Genomic DNA, 23,793 nt, shown 5'->3' with positions numbered 1-23,793 from the left:
CAAAGCGAATGCATAGCGCATTGAACTTTCAAACTCCATTACAGTTTGAAAAAAACACTACTTCAATAAATTAAATTATCTTAACTTTGTGTCTAGTTTTTCTGGACATTTCCAAGGTAGTCTTTTTCCAGAGTCCTCTCTATAGGTTACAGTTTATTTTGGATCATAGGCTTCTATTAATATAGGTAGGTTGTCTACATTAAAGTAATTATATCTCTAAAAATTAAGGTCTAGTCTAATAACTTTTTATATTTTCCTTCGCTATCTAAGTTTCACCGTGATTGAAAATAAACTTGAATTAAATGAGAAGATAAATTTTATTGTCATCTTCAGTATTTCTTCTGCATTTTAGTCTAATTATTCTAAAATTTGAGACAAGATGTTTTAATACATGAAAACTATCTTCCGATATTTTAGCTTTTTGAAAATATAACTGTGAATTTGTTTTTAAGGATAGTATAAATCAATAGATTCATATTTTATCTTATCTAATTCACTTGTATGTTCTTCTTGATTGAATGTTGTTTTTTATTGAAGTAAAAATAAAATATGGATGCATTGATATGGCGACACAAAGTATTGAAAAATAAGAAAAAAGGAAGAATTTGAAAGAAAGATTCGAATCGAGTCAGTTTGATAAGTAATGCAGAGAAGAAGTGTGATGTTTTACTAACTACCGAGAATAGAGATGAAAAAATGAATTGAGTTAATATAAAAAAGTTTTACACATTCGATATAAGATTGCTACTATCCTATACATTAGATTAAATTTTGTGATAAAACTGGAATCAATTAGTTGAAAATCATTCTGGTGAACCCAGTATGAAAGTAATGATACATCTATGTGCTATTTACAATTTCAAATAAAGTATGACAAAGGCCAGTTTTATAGCATTAAATTGTCTTACCACATAAGTTTTAATGTTTCAACAAAAAAAGGTATTCAATAGAAATTGGTTATAAACTAAGAAAACAAACACAATTATATTGTAATTTACAGAAGAGTAAATTCATTATATTTGCTATAAATTTGGATGATCAAATGTAATTTGTAGGTAGAATCAGATAATTAATACTTGTTATTAATTTTATGTATATGTTTTCTTGTGTTTTTAAAACAACCATGATTATATTTTTATCTAATAATGTTTCGTGTTAGGTATAAATAAAATACATTATAAATACCTTTGAAATAATTGAAAAATTATTGATTGCGTCGTTCATAATTTGTAATCTATATTGATTAAATGAACACATTATGTTAAAGTACAATAGATGATTAAATGAATTACTTTACATTTGAAATGGAAAATTATCCTATGAACATTCCATATGCTGATATTTCCAATGATAATGCAGAGGAGAAAGAAAGATTATTAACGTTATGGAAATATTAGAGAAAAGATACAAGTTTCAAATTGATAAAATTTGTAAATCGTATAATCGTGATGTTTTATGCAATATATGTGTAAACGTTTATGATGGAGAGTTTTTGACAATTTTAGGGCCATCGGGATGTGGTAAAACTACTTTGATAAGAATTATTGTAGGATTATTACAGCCAACTTCAGGAAAGATAATTATGGATGGTGTATACATTGCCAATAAGCAAGCTTTAGAGCGAAATATTGGAATTGTCTTTCAAAATTTTGCATTATTTGAAAATATGACTGTTAGACAAAACATAGAATACGCATTGAAGGTAAGAAAAATTAATAAAATGGAAATTAATGAAATTTCTACAAAACTTTCGGAAAAAACTGGACAATTAGAAGCGGTTTTAGAAGCAGGCATCACAGAAATTTATATAGTTAGAGGATATTTAGCCCCCCCCAATTTGATCAGCTTCTTGAAAAGTATCCAATAATTAAGTTCATTGATAATCCTATTTACAACGAATCAAACAATATTTCATCAGCATTCGCTTCTAAAGAGCATCTTCATAATGCATATTTGCTTGATGCAGATTTATGGATTCAAAATAAGCAACTAATATCAAAGTATCAGTTTAGTACTAATTATCTTGGAGTATATACGAAGTATACGGATGATTGGTGTTTTAAAACGGAAGTAGATTTAATTACAGATATTTCTATTGGTGGAGAAAACTGTTATAAATGGATTGGACTTTCGTATTGGAAGGATAAAGACGGAGAAATGTTGTCATATCATATATCACAGGCAATTCACTTTCCAGGAGGTAAAGAAAGGTTTTGGGACCAAGTTGCTTTAGAATATTTTAAGAAGGAATATAAAATATATATTCGCGAATGTAATGACGATGATATAGTTGAAATAGACAGTTTTAGTGAACTAAAAGAAATGGATAGCACTTATGAAAATTATGTTTGATACAGAAGATAATTGATTTTAAAATATTAATTAGTTTTAGAAGCTTCAAGTTAAAAATTATTAATAGGAATTACTGATTTTAATAGGAAAGGTAGAGTACAAAACATGGTTCTAAAAGCGACTGAAAATTATATAATATCTGAAAACAATGACTTTGATTTATACAAGAATGTTGAATCAAAGTTAGTTTGTGGAAATCCAATTAAAAAATTAGTTACAATTGTAATACCAACTTATGATAGGAATAATTTACTTAGAGAAAGTATAAAAAGTGCTTTACAACAAAATTATGAAGATTTTTCAGTTATAGTTGTAAGCAACAACCCAAATTCAACGAATAATATGAAAGAGATTTTTACTGAATTTAAAGATGCAAGGTTGTCAATTTATGTGAATGAAAAGAATATTGGACTGGCAGGCAATTGGAATAGATGCTATCAATTAAGTCAAAGCGAGTGGGTTTTACAATTACATGATGACGATTATTTGGAAAAAGATTTCCTAAAGAATATGATGGGAACAATTTCCAAGAAGAAAAAAATTGATATGTTATGTACATCTCGAGAAATAGTAGGAATAAGAAAGGAAAGCAATAAAACTAATGACTGCATTAGATTTTTAAAGAAGAAATTTATTTCTATCACAGGACCAATTATTTTTAAATTAAATGCAGAGGATTACTTATCAATTTTACCAGGATCAATTATTGGCGCTGTAATAAGAAGAGAAAAAGTTATTGAACTGGGAGGTTTTCCAGAAAAATATTATCCTGCATTAGATAAATATTTTTTAACAAAGTTTTGTTATGCATATGAAGCATATTGTGTCCATTTTAAAAGAAACTTGATAAATTACAGACGTGAATGCAATTTATCTTTGAAAAGTGATATTAAAAGAATTTTGGTTTTACAGAATAAGGAATTAGCTGATTTTATTATTGAAGTCTATCATTGCGGGAAGACTTCAAAATATATCGTGATGTCAAATTTAGTGAATCAATCAATTGGGCTAAAAAAAAATAGTGAAGTTGAATATAGAAAATTACTTAGTGAACTAGACGGCGAAGAAGCAAAACAGGTTATAAGCAATAAGAAAATACGGAAGTTCATAACTTTGTATTCAGTTTTATTAATAGGGTTTAATAAGCTAAAAAATAAGGTGGTGAAATCAAAGTGAAAATTTGCATAACAGGGAGCACAGGAACAGGGTCATCTGCGTTGATTGACTTACTAAATGAATATTCGAGTTGTACGGACTGTGGATTAAAAAGGTATGAACAACCATTGCTTTACATTAGAGATGGTTTGTTTGATTTGGAAAATGACTTACTTCTAAATAATTCGGCACAAAACTCACATTTTGCTGTGAAAAAATTCAAAAAGAAAATGAAGTTTTTAAATGATCATTATGGAAGCTGGTTTGCGGGGTATAAATTTTTATATGATGATAGGTTTATGATAATTGTAAATAATTTCATTGAACGGTTTGATTATATTAATTTAAATGGGGCAACAATAGACGGGTTTACGAAATATCAATTTTCTTTTTTGACTGCTATCAAGCAAATATACGCTTCTTTAAAATTTGGAGAAAAGTATAGTAGCCCCTTAGGATATCAGTTAAAATCTACCGGTGAAGATATTTTCGTTACTTATCCAACGAAAGAGGAGTTCTTTGAGAATTCAAGACGATTTATTGATGATTACTTTCAACTAATATCGAATGGTACTGAAAAAAATGTGATATTAGATCATTTTTTGTTTGAACAAAATGCACAAAACGGAAAATTGGATAATTATTTCCGTGATGATTTTAGAATGATTGTTGTTAAAAGAGACCCACGTGATGTATATAACCTAAATAAAAATATCTGGCCTAAACTTATAAACTGCAATAGCGGCTATCCAGAAGATATAGGAATGTTCTGTAAATATTTTGAAACTGTAAACTGCAATGATATAAAAAATGATAAGTTATTATATGTTAACTTTGAAGATCTAATTTATAGGTATGAGTATACGGTGAAAGAAATAGAAAAATTCTTAAATCTAAATAGTGCTGATCATGTTAATAAATTCAAATATTTTAATCCAGAAAAATCAATTAAAAATACGCAAACATACATTATCAGTGAAGAATATCAAAATGAGGCAAGGGAAATTGCGAGTAGATTAAACTCATATTTATATGACTTTCCTTACATAAACGATACTCGCTTCGAAGATATGTTTGATTAACTAGTGAATGTAAATTGAAAGGAGAGATAAAAATGAATGCAAATGAAAAAATTGGGAAAAGTGTTGTGTTGAAGTTTGTTGAGAGAGTATTGGCACAAATTCTCCTTTTTTTCCTATCAATAATTTTATCAAGGCTACTATCTCCTTCAGATTATGGAATATACTCAATATCCATACTGTACGTTGTATTGATTGGAAACACAATTACAAATGGAGTTTATACAATTATTTTGCAAAAAAAAACTATGAGTGACGTAGAAATATCATCTGTTGCACTAGGAGTTACAGGTGTTGCGTCGTTAATTACATTCTTGTTTTTTTTAGTTTCACCGTTTTTGGCAAGTTTTTATGGTAGCTACGAATTGACCTCTGTTTTTAGAGTGTCCTCTTTACTTATTGTTTTGATAGCAACAAATAGTGTTTTAACTGGACTAACATATAGGGAAATGAACTTCAAAATTTCTTTCTATTCCAACATTATTTCAATATTAGCTTCTAGTGCAATAGGTATTTACATGGCAATGAAAGGCATGTCATATTGGAGCCTAATTATTTGTGAATTAATAAGAATATTGGTATTGAATATAATTATGTTCATAAGTTTTAGAAAAATTAATTGGTTCCAATTTTCTTTTAAGGCTATAGCCCCGATTTATAAGGAAAACAATAAGTTTATTGGAATAAATTTATTTATCAATATAATAGAAAACTTACAATCCTTTATTATTTCAAGAAATTACAATGCGGATGTTCTTGGGAATGTCTCTAGGGGGAGATCCTTACCGTCAATGTTATCGAATCCAATAGTAGATACAATAAATAATGTACTAATTCCTCCATTATCTGCTAATCGAACGAATCAGATAGAATTTAAATCTTTGTATAGAAAGGCATTTACTTCATTTTCACTTGTTTCATTTCCATTAATGTCATTGTTGCTGATAAACAGTAAAGATTTAATAGTATTATTATATACTGAAAAATGGATAGGACTGACTTTTTTTATAAAAATTTTCAGTATTTATTATGCTTTGAAACCAATCAATATGTTGGTTTTGGATATTTATTTATCAATTGAAAACAATAAAATGTTTATTAAAGTATCGAAGATTTCAAATATCCTATTTATTGTTTTTACAGTTATCAGTATACCTTTTGGACTCAAACCATTTATATTAGTTTCAAACTTAATGTATATGATATGTGTTAATATCTATTCTTTATTTTGTATGCGAAGAGACTTTAACTACGAGTATAATGAGCAATATTCTGATATTTTCTCATTCATTTTAATAATAATTACTTCACTCTTAATTACGCAAATATTTGAATTGAGTGGTATGAATTTACTAGTACGTCTTATTATAAGAAGTTCTTCTTTTCTAGTTTTCTATCTGATTTTCGTTTTTTTAACTAAAAAAGTGATTTTCATTGAATCACTAAAGTTCATTAGAAATACCTTTTTTAAAAATAAGTGATATTAGTATATATTCAACAATAAATGATTATAGGTATATAAAATTTATGAAAAAATCCAACTGATTATCTGACACATAGGTATAAATAAAGATGTATTACACAAGAATTAGTTAGCTTAGAACAAGAAAACTAAAAAACCTTTTCCTGCTACAATAACACCTTGGCAAACATAAGCTTTCATAATTATTAAAGATGTTTGTTTTCTTTAACTTTCTACAACTTTCGAGTTCTATTGATTTTGATATAACTGTTCACTAAATTCAAGTCATATATTAATCTCTTTTATGAAAGAATTTTCGGTTGTATATTGTAGTATTAAAATATAATTACTTGCTATTATTGTTTTCTTGATTTAGACTTCGCTTTATCCTCGCTTTGTGTGTATATGTTTGTATCAATCATAGGCAATTTGATTTTCTGTAATTTAACTAAATAAGTACCTTGGTACATTTGATTGATTATTTAAGTTAATATATTTATGTCTTCAGATTTTTTTTGATTAGGTAATAATGAAGTTGTTAATGTTTTTGCATAAAAATAGTAATTTTGATCAAGTATAGATGCTTTCTGCCAATATTGTAAAACGTATTTTACTGTGCTAGAATTATGATGTTTTAAATCTCTTCAGAATAATTTGGAGGTTAATAATGAAAGAGTTAATATCAATAATCGTTCCTGTTTATAATACTGGAAAGTATTTGAAAAGATGTTTAGAGTCTATAATCAATCAAAGTTATACAGATATTGAAATAATATTAGTAAATGATGGTTCATTTGATAATTCATTTGAAATAATTGAAGAATATTCACACATTGATAACAGAATAATTGTAATTAATCAAACTAATCAAGGCTTGAGCATTGCTAGAAATAATGGATTGAATATAGCAAATGGTAATTATGTTTTATTTATAGATAGTGATGATTTTGTTGATATTCGATTGGTTCAAAAATTACTAGATTCTATACGAGATTCAAATTGTCAAATAGCGGCAGCTCGCTCTATGAATTCAAACTTGCCCAAGCCTGAAAATGATGATTATATATTTATAAGGAAATTGTCCAGAGATGAAGCGATGACTGGATTACTAGATAATACTTTAGTTAGCGAAAGTGCATGTTGTAAACTTTTTGCTATGTCATTGTTTTCTGAAATCAGATTTGTAGAAGGTATGATTCATGAAGACTCTGAAATATTGCCTAGAATCATAATGAAATGTAATTCAGTGATTTATTTAAACTATTATGGTTACTTTTGTGAACCAAGAGAAAACTCAATTACAAGATCAAAATATTCGCTGAAAAATTTAGCAAAGAATAAAGCATATTTTGAGCGCTATATATTATTGAAAAATACTCAACATGGACCAAAAGCTTTAAACAGATTAATAGGCAATGAATTGTACTCAATATTGATGCTCATGAAAAATTATGAAGATGGTTATTTGAAGGAAGTTAAAAAAATAATGAGTGAAATAATTGCACAAAGTAAAGGAGAACTTGATGTTTTGGAAAGTAGATTCAAATTTTTGATACCAATTATATCTTTTATAAATGCTTTCCTTTCAATATTTATAAAAGAAGAAAAGTGACTATTTTCCAAAAAAGCTTTATAATAATTTTAAAATAAAGAAAATAGAGAGTATTTCATTTTAAAAGAAAATTCCGGAAAAAATCAAGTATCCAGTTTAAGTTAAATGGTTAGAAGCAAAAAGGTTTTCAAAATGATAAAAGCTGTCTTGCTTTCGATATTGAAATAAAAATATCGATTAAAGTTAAAATGCTTTGATATTAATTATTCAATGGTTACTCATATGCTTCTATCACAGAATCCTTTTGGTCCTATATTCATGATCAACCATATGATTAGTATGAAATATCAAAAGTTAAACTAATTTAAGTAATCGAATTAATCAATATACAAATTTATTTAGAGAGTTTGTTATCTCATTCCCTCGAATAATGGAGTTAACTTAGAATTTAAGTTTTGAATTTTAAATAAGGCTTTCAAAATGTGTAAGAGATGTTAGATTAAAATGTACATAACTTTAAAATGTGATAAAATATCTAAGAGGTGGTTTTATGAAAATTATAGTTGTGGGATTAGGTTATGTTGGTTTATCTAATGCAGTATTATTAGCAAAAAATAATCTAGTAATTGCAGTAGATATTGATTTAGAGAAAGTAAAAATGGTTAATAATAGAATTTCTCCTATTGTAGATTTTGATATACAACATGTTTTTTCGTGCAAAGATTTTAATTTACATGCGACATCTGATACAACTAATGTTTACAGGGATGCAGATTATGTTTTAATCGCGACACCAACTGACTATAATGAGGATAAAGATTATTTCGATACATCAAGTGTTGAACAGGTTATTATTGACATTCTTAAAATGAATAATAGTTGTACAATTATAATTAGATCGACTATACCAGTTGGCTTTACAGAAAGAATGAAAATAGAATTAAACTATGAGAAGATTATATTTTGTCCAGAATTTTTAAGAGAGGGTAAAGCACTTCATGACAATTTATTTCCTTCAAGAATTATTTTAGGAGATTATTCGATTGAGGCAAAGCAATTTTCAAATCTTTTAGTAGAAGCAGCAGAAAAAAAGGATATCGAAGTCATCTTTTGCAAGAATGCTGAAGCAGAATCAATTAAGTTATTTAGTAATACTTATCTTGCGATGCGTGTTGCTTATTTCAATGAACTAGACATGTATGCTGAACTTAATAATTTAGATACTAGGAAAATAATTCAAGGAGTTTGCGCAGATGATAGAATTGGGAATTACTACAATAATCCATCGTTTGGATATGGTGGTTATTGCCTTCCTAAAGATACAAAACAACTGCGTGCAAATTATAAAAACATACCAAATAAACTTATTAATGCGATAGTTGAATCTAATATAACTAGAGCTGAGCATATAGCACATATGATTACAAAGAAAAATCCTAGTGTTGTAGGTATTTATCGATTAGTCATGAAATCAAATAGCGATAATTTTAGATTTTCTTCTATTCAAAATGTAATTCAGGAACTAAAAAAAATGAATTATAAAGTAGTTATATATGAACAAACTATCTCTAGTAGTAGATACATGGGTTTGGAAGTAATTAAAAATTTTACAGAATTTGCAAATGTTTCAGACATTATCATAGCTAATAGAATTGATGATCTTTTAAGTAACTATAAAGAAAAAGTATATTCAAGAGATTTGTTTTCAAAGGATTAGTAAGGAGCTAAACTATGTACGCACCAGTTGTAATTTTTGTATATAATAGACCTATTCATACAAAAAAGATGTTAGAGAGCTTAAATGAAAATTATCTGTCAAATGAAACTGATGTATTTATTTTTGCTGATGGTCCTAAAATTGGAACTATGATGAGTGATGAAATTGTTGAAACAAGAAAAATTATTAATTCATTACAAAGTAACAACAAATTCAAAAGTTTATCAATAACTGAAAGTGTTAGTAATAAGGGATTAGCCAATTCAGTTATAGGCGGGATAAGTCAGTTATTTGAAAAATATGAAACTGTTATTGTTTTGGAAGATGACTTAATGTTATCACGAGATTTTCTAAAATACATGAACGAGGCATTAAGTTATTATCAAGAAAATGCCAAAGTATGGTCTGTTAGTGGTAATACACCTACTTTAAGGATTAATAATGGAAATAATGTCTTTTTTGCTCCACGAATAAACAGTTGGGGTTGGGGAACATGGAGGGATAGATGGAATAAAGTTGATTGGAATTGTAGCGAATATAATATGTTCTCTTTTATGCAAAGGAAAAGATTTAATAAAGGAGGAAAAGATTTATCAATGATGATGGATCATCAAATACTGAAATTGATTGATTCTTGGGCAATTCGTTGGAGTTTCAACAGTTTTATAAATGATACCTACACAGTCTACCCAATTATTTCAAAAGTTAAAAACATAGGAATGGATGAATCAGGTAGTCACAATCTTATAAAAGTAAATGAATATAAGAAGATATATCTTCAAGGCCAAATTAAAGAGAAATGTATTGAATTTACTGATTTTTATGTAGATAAAAATATGGAAGATGAGTTTGCCAAATGCTATAAACCTAGTATCGTAATGAAAATAAGCAATTATTTTTTATTGATATTGACTTATTTTTTTGGAGTTGAAAATATAAGAAAATTAAATATTAGGAAATTTTATACTTCATTCAAGAAGATAATATCGAGGAAATTTATATGATTTTTTGTACACTATTTGATAGTAGATATTTAGATAAAGGATTAGCACTTTATTCATCTTTGGTGAAAGTCAAAGATGAATTTAAATTATATGTTTTTTGTTTTGATGAACAATGTTATAACATCCTTAATGATATGCGTCTAAAGTATATGGTTTTAATTAGGCTTTGCGATTTTGAAACAGAAGATTTAATCAACGTTAAGAATACGAGAAGCCCTGCTGAATATTGTTGGACTTGTACACCGTTTATAATTAAATATGTTCTTGAAAAATTTAATGAAGAATGTTGTACATACATTGATGCTGATATTTATTTTTTTTCGAGTCCTAAAATTTTATTTAACGAGATACCCAAAGATAAAGATGTGATGATCGTAAGTCATTTTTTTTCAAATACTCCTTATGACAGAGTTCTTGAAAAACTTTATGGTAAATACTGTGTCCAATTCAATTTTTTTAGAAATAATGAATATGGAATGCAAGTTTTAAATTGGTGGGCTGATAAATGCTATGAATGGTGTTATGCAAAAATTGAAAAAGACCGGATGGGTGATCAAAAGTATTTAAATAAGTTCGAACTATTATTCCCTCAAACGTATGCCGTTAAGAATAGAGGTGCAGGAATAGCCCCTTGGAATTTCAAACAGTATACTTATGATAACCATAATTTTGTATATATTAATGATAAGAAAATTCCAGTGGTGTTCTATCATTTTCAAAATTTACGATATATTTCCTCTAATTCTGTAAATATAAATATTGGGAAAGGTGACAACAAGCTAAAGCAATATTTATATTGTAATTATCAATATGAAATATTGATAATTAGAGAAAAATTAATGAATAATTATGATATTAAATTTGATTTGAAGAAGAACTATTCCAGGAATGTTATATCTAAATTTATACGACGTAATATTATGCAGTATGCTATAAGAAATAAGAATGATATAATAAGTTACGATAATGCTATTCAGTATGTTGAAAAGGTTGAGAAGGAGTTATAAAATGGATGTTTTAGTTAATGATTTGAATAAACAGTTTGAATTATTCAAAAATGAGTATGAACAAAAGGCAGTCGAAGTTTTAAGAAGTGGTTGGTATGTTCTTGGAAATGAAGTAAAAGAGTTTGAGAAAGAGTTTTCTACATTTACTGGTACTGATTATTGTGTAGGGGTTGCTAATGGATTGGATGCTTTATGGATTTCACTTAGAGTTTTAGGCATTAAACAAGGTGATGAAGTTATTGTTCAGTCGAATGCTTATATTGCAACAGTTCTTGCGATAACAATGAATGATGCTACCCCTGTTTATGTTGAACCTAATAACTTTCACAACATAGATGATTCTCTTGTAGAACAACAAATAACTGATAAAACAAAAGCAATTATAGTTACTCATTTATATGGACAAGCAACGAAGATGGATAAAATTAAATCTTTATGCAAGAAATATAATATATTTTTAGTTGAAGACTGTGCGCAATCGCATGGTGCTAAATATGACGAAATAATGACAGGTGCGTGGGGAGATGTTGGATGTTTCAGTTTTTATCCTACAAAAAACTTAGGTTGTTTTGGTGATGGTGGAGCGATTGTGACAAACAATTCAGAAATTGCTGATAAAATTAGAGTATTTAGAAATTATGGTAGTAAAACTAGGTATTATAATGAAGTTTGTGGAACAAACTCTAGATTAGATGAAATACAAGCTGGATTATTAAGAGTTAAATTATCACATCTAAATGAGTTACAAGAGGAAAGAAATAAAATTGCTGAAAAATATCTTAATGGAATATCAAATAATTTAGTTTCATTGCCAAGAATAGATGAAAAATGCACTACCGTTTGGCATCAGTTTGTTATCGAATCTAAGCATAGAGATGAGCTAATGAATTATTTGGAGATAAAAGGGATTCAAACAATTATTCACTACCCAGTTCCACCTTTTATGCAGGAATGTTATAATAACGGGGAGTACGTTAAAGGAACTTACCCTGTGGCAGAATTAAAAGCAAACGAAGTTCTTTCAATTCCAATTTATAATGGTTTGTCTATTGAAGCGCAAGAATACGTAATTCGAATGATAAATGAATTCAAAATATAAGGAGCATTTATGAAAATCAAAGACTGTAGGTTAATAAGTATTTCTGAAAAAGGAGACGATAGAGGAAGACTAATGGTTGTTGAAGGTAGTAAAGATATTCCATTCAACATTCAAAGAATATTTTATATTTGTGAAACAGTTAATGGGGTGTCAAGAGGTAATCATGCCAATAAAAAAAGTTCTTTTTTCTTCTTATCCATAAAGGGTTCATGCAAAATCAAAGTTTTTGATGGAGAAGATTATCGTGAATTTATTTTAGAAGAAACGTCTGAAGGCTTATATGTTCCAAAAAATCTGTGGAAATCGATGTATGATTTTTCTAAAGACTCTATATTATTGGTCTTTTCGGATGAAAATTATAATGATGAAGAATATATAAGAGATATAAATGAATATATTAAATTTACACAAACTCTTACTTTGTAACAAAAAGAAAAGGAGACTCAATGAAAACATTAGTTATTGTTCCAGCTTTTAATGAGGAAGATAACATATCTAATCTTGTATCTAGATTAGATCTTTTTTCATATGATTACCTTATTGTGAATGATTGCTCTAATGATAGGACATCTATTATATTGGATGAGTTGAATCTTAATCATATAGATTTATGCAACAATATGGGACTTGCAGGGGTTACTCAAGCAGGTTTTAAATATGCTCATGATTATGGATACAATGCTGCAATTGTAATTGATGGAGATGGTCAACATAAACCAGAATATATTGATAGAATTCTTGAAAAACTTGATGAAGGATACGACTATGTCGTTGGATCAAGATTTTTAGAGGAAAAGAAACCTTGGAGTTTTAGGATGCTAGGTAGTAGAATAATACAATTATGTATTAAACTTAAAACAGGAGTTACATTAACAGATCCAACTAGTGGAATGAGGGCAATAGGAAATGAATTGATTGAAGAATTTGCTTCGAGTATGAATTTTGTTGCTGAACCTGATGCAGTTGCATATGCATTACATAGAGGTTTCAAAGTTAAAGAAGTGCAAGTAGAAATGGAAGAAAGAGAAGCAGGTACTAGCTTTTTCAAAAATCCTTTAAACTCAATCAAATTTATGATAAATATCTGTGTAAGCATACTATTTATACAGTGGTAGGGAGATAAAGTTATGTCAGTAAAATTACAAATTGCATTGTTATTAGCCTCTTTTATTACTGTAATATTTGTTACTCTTTGTGTAGTTAAGTATAAAATGAATGTGAGATATGGTGTCGTTTGGATATTATGGGGGATAATAATTCTCTTGCTTAGCGCGTTCCCTACAATATTAATTACGATTTCAGATTTGTTGGGTGTGCAAACTGCATCTAATACAGTATTCTTGCTCACAATTTTTCTAGTATATATCCTATGTTTTTATTTGTTCATGAAAATATCAAAGCAAAATGAAGAAATAAGAAATCTAACTTATGAAGTTGCAAAGTTGTCAAAGAAGATAGATGAGATGGTTAAACATGACTAAGAAAGTATTGGTATTGCCGGGTGGATTTGTTCCTTTTAATGATACTGTTACACTACTGAGTTATAAGCATTTAAGATTAGTTAATGCAGAGATGGATGTTGTTGCATTAGAAGGAAAAGTAGATCAAGGTATTTTATCAGCAATCAATAGTGATGAGAATATGCGCAAATTTAAAATTGATTATGTATGCAAATATGATCAAGCGGTAGCATCATTAGAGAAAAAAAACGTAATTGAAGGTATCGTTAATATATTTAAATATAAAAGAGCAGCGGTTAAGAAAAGTCTAACTAGTGATTATGGTGTAGTGTATTCTTCTTCTATTCCTAGTTTTACTCACTGGGCAGCATATTGTGTTAAAAAGAAAAATCCAAATATTAAATGGGTTGCTTCATTTTCCGATCCCCTTTATAAATCTCCATATAAATATGATAAAGAAACTATAAAAGAGTATCCGCTAATTGTGAAGATTGGCTTTTTTGTTTATATATGGATTTATATGAATTCATGGTATGAAAAAATCGCGATGAGGTATGCGGATAAAATAGTATACATTTGCGAAGAACAACGTGATTTTATGATTAGTCACTATAAAAACGAAGAGGAACTTAAAGAAAAATCCATTATTAGTCCATTGAATTATATTAATGACTGGGATATTTATTCAAAACTTCTCAAAGAAAATGACAAAGTAAGAAATGAGAAGCTTACTATATCGCATTTTGGAAGAGTATATGGATTAAGAAAAATTGATTTATTTTTATTAGCCTTAAAAGAATTAAAGAATGATAATCCCAAACTAAGTAAACAAATCATTTTTAAACAATATGGAGAATTCATTCCTAGATATATGAAGATGATACAAGAGTATGATATTTCTGATTTATTTGAATTTCATGATAAAATACCATATGATGAAGTAATGAGACTGATGAAGGAAAGCGATATGCTTGCATTATTTGATACGATTCTTCCTGAAAATGAAATTCAACCTTATTTACCTTCAAAGACATTGGAATATATATTGTTGAAAAAGGACTTATTTATCTTAACTACCAAAAATAGTCCAACTACTAGAATATTTGAATCGCTTGGTTATACTTGTACTTTTAATAACAAAAATGAAATAAAGAAACGTTTAAATTCTTTACTCAATGAGAGAAAGAAACATTTTAATTATCCAATTGAAGAATTTGAAAATGAATTTGCAACAAAAGAACTACGTAAATACATTGAAGGGGTTATTGGTAACTAGGAGGAAAAATGATTTATTTTGGAATATCAGCAGTATTTTTGATTCTAATTTCCTATATGATTGGCTCATTAGTTTTATACAAGCTAAAGATAGAGAAGGTATATTTCTCTACACCTATAGGTTTTTTAATTTTTATGGCATTGTTACAAATATTCCAATATGTATATCGATTTGTTGGTCTTAATAATAACTGGTTTCATTATTATTTCATTCTATTAGTCATATTGATAATAGCCATATATATTTTTAACTATAAGATAATTTTATTAGGGTTAAAAAGAATATATAAATATAAATGGTATTTGCTTTTATCTATATGCCTAACAGTGTTTTTACTTTTTCTGTTTTCAAATGTTGATATCACAATTAAAACGACAGACTCAATATTTTATACAAAATATGTAAGTGGTTTAATTAATCCTTCTGGCATACCAGTAGTGTATAGTAATCAATATGATTATCAGGTATATTATAATTTAATCGCATCGTTAAAATATTGGACTGGGTTTCTCTCTAAAATCAATTTATACACAGATGTATTAGTATATCCTTACATGTCGTGGGTTATGGCAATTGTTAATTATTTTATTCTTAGTTTAACAATTGTTAATATTATTAGTATCTTCGTAAAAAAAGTTAAGATTTCAGTTGGTAGCATTATAGTGAGTATTCTAGTATTATCATGTTCTTTGTTGAACTCTTGGACTATAATTACTCCATATTATGGTAACTCTTTTAGAAGAATAGCAATATGTTATCTCATCTACTTTTTATATGAGTATATAAAAAATAGAAAAACTAGTTTTCTCATTGTGAATGTGATTCTTTTTCAGTCAATGATTTCACTATCATCGTCTGGCTTATTTTTATCAATTATTCTTTTGTATTCATATTTGGTTTACAGCTTAGTCTGTAAGAAGGAAGGCTTTATTAAAGAATTACTGATTCTTGCATTTTTTCCTTCTCTTTTTGCCATTGTATTTATGCCAAGTATAATATATGGGATATTACCAATGTATTTTGTTTTCGTAGTTTTAATAGTGACTAGAAAAATATCAATTTGCGAGAAATTCTTATTTAAGATTTGGTGGTTGATAGCATTGATTATTCCTTTGATTTTCACCGTTGTGCCATATATTGAACCATTAAAAATTCTTTTTTCGGACATTCCAAAAAGTTTTTGGATTCGACCAAGTTATGATTTTGTACCGGATTTATTGAGATTCTCAGGATATGGAGCATCAATATATACACAATTATTCAATTTGAGTTATTGGTTAATTATAGTGGTTGTTATTGTTATTGGAATCAGGAAGAGAAATTTCATATCAATCATGTTGCTATCAACAATTGTTACGTTCTTCAATCCTTTCGTACATGACTTTGTGTACAAATTCTTTACAAATATTGTGTTTTTTAGAATTACTGATTTATTTTACAATCCACTTGTAATATCTTTTATTTTTTTCACTGTTTATAATTTAGTTAAAAATAAATTGTTTAAGGTATTCATTATAATCTTATATAGTTGTCTAATTATTTCGTCATTTCAAATTTATCAGTTTAATGTTAAAACAATAGAAAATGATGATTATAATTATATTTACCATACCACAAATAATGATATCAAATTGTTCGAAGAATTTGATAAATATCTATATATGAATGATCAAAAAGAAGAGTATAAAGTTATATCGCAGGCATATGGGACTGGAATGTTTAGTAAATTGAATATCATTAACCTATTTAATTGGCAAACACATTATTTACAAAAACTAGATGAGACAAATTTTTCTACAGTTTTTTATCGACGAGAACCAAATAGTGATGACTATGAAGTAGATTATAATCAAGCTTGCCAACTTGCTTATGAAAAAGACGCTGAATATGTTATTATTGATGCTCAATACAATTGGCAATTAGAATCTGGAATGTGGCCATGTCTTGAGAAGATATTTGAAGTTAATAATTATCGAGTTTTTAAAATAAGATATGATATGTGGGAATATAACATAAAACAAGGATTTGTTGAGGATACTAGAAAGAAATGAAGAAGATGAAGAGAGAATATAAATATTTATTACTGTTAATTGGACTTGTTTTTACTGGGTGCTTAATAGTTTACGGTCCGCTATTATTGAAGCAAATACCTTTTGAGTACGTAACTATTGATACACGTGAGCAAAATTTCGCATTTTATCAAGAATATTCGCAAATAATTCATCAATTTTTCGAAACAGGTAAACTTAACTTTTATTCTTGGTCAGATTTTTTGGGAACTAATTTTCTTGTTTCGAAGATATTTTATAATGTAACGGATATTTTTACTATCTTATCAATCCTTCTTAATTTAAATTTTTGGGATGGTTTATTAATATTTCAGATAGTAAAGTGTATTTTATCTGCTTTAGGAATTTACTGGTTATTATCAAAATATGAAATTAAACCATCAATCAAAGTGTTGGGAGGTATTAGTTATGCTTTTTGTGCGAGCATGTGCTACTTCAGTGTATATAATACATTTACAACATTTTTTACTTTTCTACCCATTTATTTTGTAGCTATAGAATATTTTCTAGATAAAAAATATAAATGGTTATTATCAATTTTAACGATGACACTGGCTGTTACAAATTATTATTATTTTTTCTCGTTATCATTTTTTACAGTTATCTATGTTTTATTTAGATATTTAATTAAATATGGATTTAAAAATAATAAAGATTATTATTTATTAAGATTTAAACAAACACTTGAGATGATAATTTATTATATTATTGGTGTACTGATGGCAGGGATAGTTTTGTATCCTGTGATTCTATATTTATCGGGGAATCAACGAATTGGTGGATATGAATTTTCATTAGTTTATGATAATTTTAAAATTTATTTACAAATTATAGCATCACTTTTCTTGCCTTTGCATGCATTTAAGGGTATTGCTTATTCATTTAACCCAGGAAATTATTCCTTAAACGAGTTATTCATGTGGGGAGGCACTTTTATTTTCATCATTTTACCGATGGTGTTTATAAGGAAAAAAGATAATGTTAAAATAGGATCCATTTTTGGTATTATATCTTGTCTGATTATTTTATTTTTCCCGTTTGCAATTCAAGCAATGCATGGGTTTAGTGATATATCATTTAGAGGGACAGTATTCATACAAATTTTATTGATTATCATTGTTTCCATGCAATTTGATAGATTAAAAGAGATTACGAGAAAATATATAATTGTTACAAGTTGTGTATCAATTATAATGATTAGTTTTGTCTATATTTCTCCATATATTGTAAATAGTGAAATGATAGGAGATTATTCAAAGAGTTATCTATATGCGGGTTTCGCTATAATTTCTATTATTATTTTTGCACTCATCGTTTATATAAATAGGAAAAATAAAAGTATAGTTTGGATTATTTGCATTTTCACACTATTGGAAATGGTAGGAGTATGGAAATATGCATTAGCTCCTTATTCAATAGCAAACGAGCGTCACTCTTATGATTTTATGAATAAAGCGACAAGTTTACTTGAAGACAAAGAGAATGGATTAAATGAGTATTTAAGTAATCTGGAACCAGGTAACTCAAGTGAATACTATCGTGTTTATGTTGATAAAATGGATTTATATTGGGATTTTGGGCAAAATACTGCAATGTTTTATGATTTAAATGGGTTATCTACCTATAATTCATTGTTTGCGCCAAGTCTACAAAAACTCTATGAATTAGTACCGGAGATGCTTTTCTCGGCAACAACATATATATCGGTCAATGAACCTAATGTAATGACTTTCGTAAATACAAAATATGCATTGGTAGCTAATGAAAGTCAGCTACCAATAGGGGTTGACTGGGAGTTAATAACCAATAATTATCGTGGATGGGTATCTGTGTATAGAAATAAAAACTATAGGCCATTAGGAACAATGTACGATGCTGTCAAGGTATATGATGATTATAGCAATACCGAAGACTTTTTAAATTATGTTCTGTGCGATGAAGAAGATTTTGATGAGATATTGAATAATTTGAACGATAATAGTGGAATTTTAGAGAATATTCGATACAAAGATAATTATCTACTTGGAACAATTGAGTCAGATGGTGGTTTTATGGTTTTGACATTACCCTATGATGAAGGTTGGAATATAAAAATAAATGGAACTGAAATAGAAAAATATGAAGTAAATGGTGGATTTATTGGACTGACTATACCTAGTGGTAAAGTTAGTCTTGAGATGTACTATTCAATTCCTGGATTGAAAATAGGAGGCATCATTAGTGGAATTGGAGTAGCTATGCTTGCTATCGCAATTACTATTGATCTAATTTTAAAAAGAAGACAACTTTGATTGTCTTTTTTTAATGCATTTAATTTGATATAATTAATAAATCTGAAGAAGGAGATAGTTATGAAGAAAAATGTTAAATCATTATTACTATTATTGATAATATCATCAGTAATATATGTTATTTTCTTGACTCCTTATATATCCACTAACCAGCCAGTTGTGTTGGGATTTGATACACAAGAACTCTGGGGACAATTTATCAAAGAATATTACCGTCTTATTGATCAATTCTTCTTAACAGGTGAATTACCATTTTATTCATGGAACTTTTTCTTGGGAAATAATTTTTTTGCAGCTAAGAGCTTTTATGTAACTGGTAATATATTTGTCTTAATAGGTTATTTGTTTAAAAATTTGCACTTCTTTGATTTGCAAGTAGTTTTGCATTGGATGATGTTTGCAACAGCGGCTTGTACAATGTATTTTTATTTGTCTCAATTTAAATTTAAAGAATGGGTTAAAAATATATGTTGCATCATGTTTGTATTTTCATCTTATGCTATCTTCTTTACCTCGCAATTACAATTCTTATCGTTTTATGTTTTATTTCCTTTATTATTTGGTGGTATGGAGATTTACTTCAAAAATAGAAAGCCGTATATATTTATTCTAAGTTTAGCTTTATTAATATTTACCAATTATTATATGGTATATTCTCTCTCAATTTTTATGGTAATTTATTTTACTTTTAGATACTACTTTATAAACGAAGGATTCAAAGGTTTTATTAAATCTGCATTTACTTTAGTTTTATATTATATAGTAGGTGCATTAATTTCTGGTGTATTGTTTGTACCAACCATAATGTTCATTACTGGAAACTCGCGTGTAGGCGTTGTGAAGGAATCCTTATGGATATTTGAACCTCTCTCAATATATTTTAATTTGCTCATTGGGATGTTTGTACCAAATCATACTTATAACCTTCTTTATGAAAGAAACATGTTTGCTGCTTGGTACAATTATGAAGAGTTAAATCTATGGTGTGGTTCTTTATTTATACTTCTAATTCCACAAGTACTTCATATTCTAAACAAGAATAAAAAGAAAGCAGTCTATCTTTTATATTTAGTTTTCAGCATAATCCTCTTTGTACCTGCATTTAATTCAATGATGCATGGATTCTCAGAACCTTCGTTTAGATGGACATGTTTCATTATATTTATGAATATTTACTTTGTTGCTCTGGGTTTGGATAATCTTGAGAAACTTAATAAGCGTAAATTAGTTTATACAGTGATTGTTACTTCTGTAGTATTGATAGGATATATACCGTTTTTATGTTTATTGCTGAAAAATGACTTATCATTGCTTGGATCAACCTATTTAGATCAATTTAAAATTTTCTTAGTGTCTGTAATCTTTATTGTTGGGTTTAGCCTTTTGTTATTGAGTTCAAATAAGTATAAAAAAGCATTACTAATTGTGATTGTTTGTGTAGAAATGACAACATTTGGTTATATTTATTATAACGATGCATTGTATAGAACATATAGAATAGATAGAGATTTTATTCGAAACTCAACACATGTTTTGGAAACAAATGAAAATGAGTTTAATGAATATTTATTAAGCCTTGAAGATGAAAATTTAAATCAGTTTTATAGAGTTTATGTTCCTTTGGATAGTATTTATTGGTCATATAGTAGAAATAATGGTGTTTACTACAATCTTAAAGGATTAATGACTTATGATTCCACTTATACTACAAGTTTTGACCAAATGAATGAATTGATAAATAAAGGTGATAATTGGTGGAAAATAGAAATTACTGATGGAAACTTGGTTAATTTGTTTAATACAAAATACGCTGTAGTTGTTGATGAAAGTGAACTCCCAAGTAACGTTGATTGGAGACTTATAACCGATTCATACCGAGGAGGGTTACAGATTTATAGAAATGACCATTATCGACCATTAGGAACAAGCTATAATTCAGCAATTTCTATATCCGAGTATAAGAATAATCCGGATACATCATTATTTCTAAGTGAAGTTATTACTGAAGATAATGAGTTGTCAGAAATTAAAGGTCTTTTAAGTGACAGTGTGTTTGCACTAGAAAATATAAAATATGGTGGTAATCATATTTTGGCGTCATATGAGACACCTAAAGATAGTTTTGTGGTAGTAGGAATACCATATGACAAGGGTTGGAATATAAGTGTCAATGGACAAGAACTAAAGAAATTCAAGGTTAATGGTGGTCTTATGGGGATCCAAGTTCCGAAGGGAGAACATGTTATCGAAATGTACTTTACACCGGATGGTTTTAAGATAGGATTAATATGTTCATTTACTGGTATAGTAATGTTATTGGGATTAGTTCTAATTAGGAGAAAAAAGGACAATATCAGTTAAAAGATTATTGTTTTATGGTAAAATTATAGGGAAAGTGAAGTGATCTTAATTTATGGGGAGAAATGTAATTTATATAGTAGTACCTTGTTATAATGAGTCTGAGGGTCTAAAACAATCATGTGAGAAACTTGAAATCAAAATGAATGAGTTAATTAAGACAAAGAAAATGATTTCAAAGAAAAGTAAAGTAATGCTTGTTAATGATGGTAGTAAAGATGATACGGGGAAAATAATTACAGAAATATGTGAGAACAACTCACTATTTTCTGGTCTTTTGTTGTCTAAAAACGTTGGACATCAAAATGCAATTTTAGCGGGAATGATGACATCAAAAGATTATGCGGATGCTGTTATTACAATTGATGCAGACTTGCAACAAGATATTAATGCATTAGATAATTTTATAGAAAAATTTCAAGATGGAAATGAAATTGTTTATGGTATAAGAAACGATAGAAGTACAGACGGAGTTTTCAAAAAAATGACAGCTACATTGTATTATAAACTATTATCTTTTTTAGGAGTTGATATAATCCCTAATCATGCCGACTATAGATTAATGTCAAAAAAAGCGCTAGAGGCATTAGGTGAGTTTAAAGAAGTAAATCTATTCTTAAGAGGATTAATTCATTTAATCGGATTTCAATCAGATACAGTGTATTTTGATGTGAAAGAAAGAGAGTTTGGTAAATCTAAATATACATTGTCAAAAATGCTTACTTTGGCTACTGATGGTATTACATCATTATCAATTAAACCAATTAGAATAATTATGATTATAGGAGTTGTAATGTTTCTCCTTAGTATTATTATGATTGGAATAAGTATTATTGATTGGTTTAAGGGAGTTAATGTGGCTGGTTATACAACATCACTGATATCTATTTGGTTAGTTGGAGGCATAACAATTTTGTCACTAGGGATTATAGGTGAGTATATAGGGCGAATATATATGGAAACAAAACATAGACCAAGATATATTATTGAATCATTTATTTGGAAAGACGAGAATAAACGATGACGGTAATTATTGATAAGCATGCTGACGATTTTGGATTAACAACAGCAACATCAAATGTAATATTTGACTTATGTCAAGACAACAAGCTTGACAGTATTAGTTTAATGGTTAACATGAGTTGTTTTGATGAGGCATTAGATAAATTAAGAATTATTTCCAAGTCTAAAAATATTTCGATACATCTTAATTTGCTCGAAGGTAAAGCTGTATCAAATAAAAAAGATATTCAATGGCTCGTAGATGGTGACTCTAAATTTAAGAGGAGCTGGTTTGATTTCTTTATATTAAATTTTTCACCTAATAGAAACGCTATTAAAAAAGAAATAAAACATGAACTTAAAAATCAACTACTAAAAGGTATTAATGCATTAGATACTAAGAATATTCGAATAGATTCTCATCAACATTTACATATGATACCTATTGTCTTTAAGGCACTTGTTGAAGTTGTGAATGAAAATGAATTGAAATTATCTTATATTAGAGTTTCAAAAGAACCAATATTACCGTATTTAAAACAACCAAAACTTTATAAAACATATTCTGTTGTTAATATTGTAAAAAATTTAATTTTAAACTTATTTTCATTTTATGTAGAGAAGCATTGTAATCAACTTAATCTGGAAAAGATGTATATTTGGGGATTAATCATGAGTGGTAAGATGGATTACGAGAGAATTGAAATACTTAAAAATGAATTCTACAAATATTCACTTAAAAAAGAAAGAAAAATTGAAATGATTTTCCATCCAGGATCATCTCAAAATAATGAATTGGAAACTGAACTTAATGAGGAAGACAGAGGATTTTATCTTTCTAAAAATAGAGATATTGAAAGAGAAACGCTCTATAAATTATAGATTTTAAACTACAACAATAAAGAATCTT

General features: G+C 27.8%; 19 protein-coding genes. All 19 read left to right on the top strand.

The window, feature by feature from the left end; translation table 11 throughout:
* The first annotated feature begins 1,384 nt into the window (after positions 1–1,384).
* The 19 genes from RR643_RS04625 to RR643_RS04535 all read left to right on the top strand — a co-directional run bounded on the left by RR643_RS04625 (position 1,385) and on the right by RR643_RS04535 (position 23,765).
* Positions 1,385–1,867, top strand: coding sequence for an ATP-binding cassette domain-containing protein (locus RR643_RS04625; RefSeq protein ID WP_332482463.1), 483 nt, complete (start codon positions 1,385–1,387; stop codon positions 1,865–1,867).
* Positions 1,868–1,953: 86 nt separating this feature from the next.
* Positions 1,954–2,352: a hypothetical protein gene (locus RR643_RS04620; protein WP_332482462.1), complete on the top strand. Its 399-nt coding sequence runs from the start codon at positions 1,954–1,956 to the stop codon at positions 2,350–2,352.
* Between the two features lie 105 nt (positions 2,353–2,457).
* The gene (locus RR643_RS04615; protein WP_332482461.1) at positions 2,458–3,528 is read left to right on the top strand and encodes a glycosyltransferase family 2 protein; all 1,071 of its coding nucleotides are present in this window, start codon (positions 2,458–2,460) and stop codon (positions 3,526–3,528) included.
* The gene (locus RR643_RS04610; protein WP_332482460.1) at positions 3,525–4,589 is read left to right on the top strand and encodes a hypothetical protein; all 1,065 of its coding nucleotides are present in this window, start codon (positions 3,525–3,527) and stop codon (positions 4,587–4,589) included. The genes RR643_RS04615 and RR643_RS04610 overlap by 4 nt, the downstream gene beginning before the upstream one ends.
* 32 nt (positions 4,590–4,621) lie before the next feature.
* Positions 4,622–6,067, top strand: a complete 1,446-nt coding sequence (locus RR643_RS04605) for an oligosaccharide flippase family protein (protein ID WP_332482459.1) — start codon at positions 4,622–4,624, stop codon at positions 6,065–6,067.
* A 648-nt stretch (positions 6,068–6,715) separates the two neighbouring features.
* Positions 6,716–7,660 carry a glycosyltransferase family 2 protein gene (locus RR643_RS04600; protein WP_332482458.1) on the top strand — a complete coding sequence of 315 codons (945 nt, stop codon included), beginning with the start codon at positions 6,716–6,718 and terminating at the stop codon, positions 7,658–7,660.
* A 490-nt stretch (positions 7,661–8,150) separates the two neighbouring features.
* A complete protein-coding gene (locus RR643_RS04595) occupies positions 8,151–9,317 on the top strand; it encodes a nucleotide sugar dehydrogenase (RefSeq protein WP_332482457.1) in 1,167 nt (388 codons plus the stop codon).
* Between the two features lie 14 nt (positions 9,318–9,331).
* Entirely contained in the window at positions 9,332–10,321 is a 990-nt protein-coding gene (locus RR643_RS04590; protein ID WP_332482456.1) for a hypothetical protein, read from the top strand.
* On the top strand, positions 10,318–11,328 hold the full coding sequence (locus tag RR643_RS04585) for a hypothetical protein (RefSeq protein ID WP_332482455.1): 1,011 nt from the start codon (positions 10,318–10,320) through the stop codon (positions 11,326–11,328). Before RR643_RS04590 ends, RR643_RS04585 begins: the two co-directional genes overlap by 4 nt.
* 1 nt (position 11,329) lies before the next feature.
* Entirely contained in the window at positions 11,330–12,427 is a 1,098-nt protein-coding gene (locus RR643_RS04580) for a DegT/DnrJ/EryC1/StrS family aminotransferase (protein WP_332482454.1), read from the top strand.
* Positions 12,428–12,436: 9 nt separating this feature from the next.
* Entirely contained in the window at positions 12,437–12,853 is a 417-nt protein-coding gene (locus tag RR643_RS04575) for a sugar 3,4-ketoisomerase (protein WP_332482453.1), read from the top strand.
* A gap of 20 nt (positions 12,854–12,873) precedes the next feature.
* A complete protein-coding gene (locus tag RR643_RS04570; RefSeq protein ID WP_332482452.1) occupies positions 12,874–13,542 on the top strand; it encodes a glycosyltransferase family 2 protein in 669 nt (222 codons plus the stop codon).
* Positions 13,543–13,554: 12 nt separating this feature from the next.
* Complete coding sequence (locus RR643_RS04565; protein WP_332482451.1) at positions 13,555–13,908, top strand: DUF2304 domain-containing protein; 354 nt, start codon at positions 13,555–13,557, stop codon at positions 13,906–13,908.
* A complete protein-coding gene (locus RR643_RS04560) occupies positions 13,901–15,163 on the top strand; it encodes a hypothetical protein (protein ID WP_332482450.1) in 1,263 nt (420 codons plus the stop codon). Before RR643_RS04565 ends, RR643_RS04560 begins: the two co-directional genes overlap by 8 nt.
* Before the next feature lie 8 nt (positions 15,164–15,171).
* Complete coding sequence (locus RR643_RS04555) at positions 15,172–17,214, top strand: hypothetical protein (RefSeq protein ID WP_332482449.1); 2,043 nt, start codon at positions 15,172–15,174, stop codon at positions 17,212–17,214.
* Positions 17,211–19,523: a YfhO family protein gene (locus tag RR643_RS04550; protein WP_332482448.1), complete on the top strand. Its 2,313-nt coding sequence runs from the start codon at positions 17,211–17,213 to the stop codon at positions 19,521–19,523. Before RR643_RS04555 ends, RR643_RS04550 begins: the two co-directional genes overlap by 4 nt.
* Positions 19,524–19,583: 60 nt before the next feature.
* Positions 19,584–21,884, top strand: coding sequence for a YfhO family protein (locus RR643_RS04545; RefSeq protein WP_332482447.1), 2,301 nt, complete (start codon positions 19,584–19,586; stop codon positions 21,882–21,884).
* 52 nt (positions 21,885–21,936) lie between these two features.
* Positions 21,937–22,905: a glycosyltransferase family 2 protein gene (locus RR643_RS04540; RefSeq protein WP_332482446.1), complete on the top strand. Its 969-nt coding sequence runs from the start codon at positions 21,937–21,939 to the stop codon at positions 22,903–22,905.
* Positions 22,902–23,765 carry a ChbG/HpnK family deacetylase gene (locus RR643_RS04535; RefSeq protein WP_332482445.1) on the top strand — a complete coding sequence of 288 codons (864 nt, stop codon included), beginning with the start codon at positions 22,902–22,904 and terminating at the stop codon, positions 23,763–23,765. Before RR643_RS04540 ends, RR643_RS04535 begins: the two co-directional genes overlap by 4 nt.
* The last annotated feature ends 28 nt before the right edge of the window (positions 23,766–23,793 follow it).

Origin of the sequence: Anaerorhabdus sp., from assembly GCF_036637135.1 — a bacterium.
In the GTDB taxonomy this organism is placed as follows: Bacteria; Bacillota_I; Bacilli_A; order Erysipelotrichales; family Erysipelotrichaceae; genus Anaerorhabdus.
The sequence above is the reverse complement of the archived record's forward strand: the minus strand, read 5'-3'. Positions and strand labels throughout refer to the sequence as shown.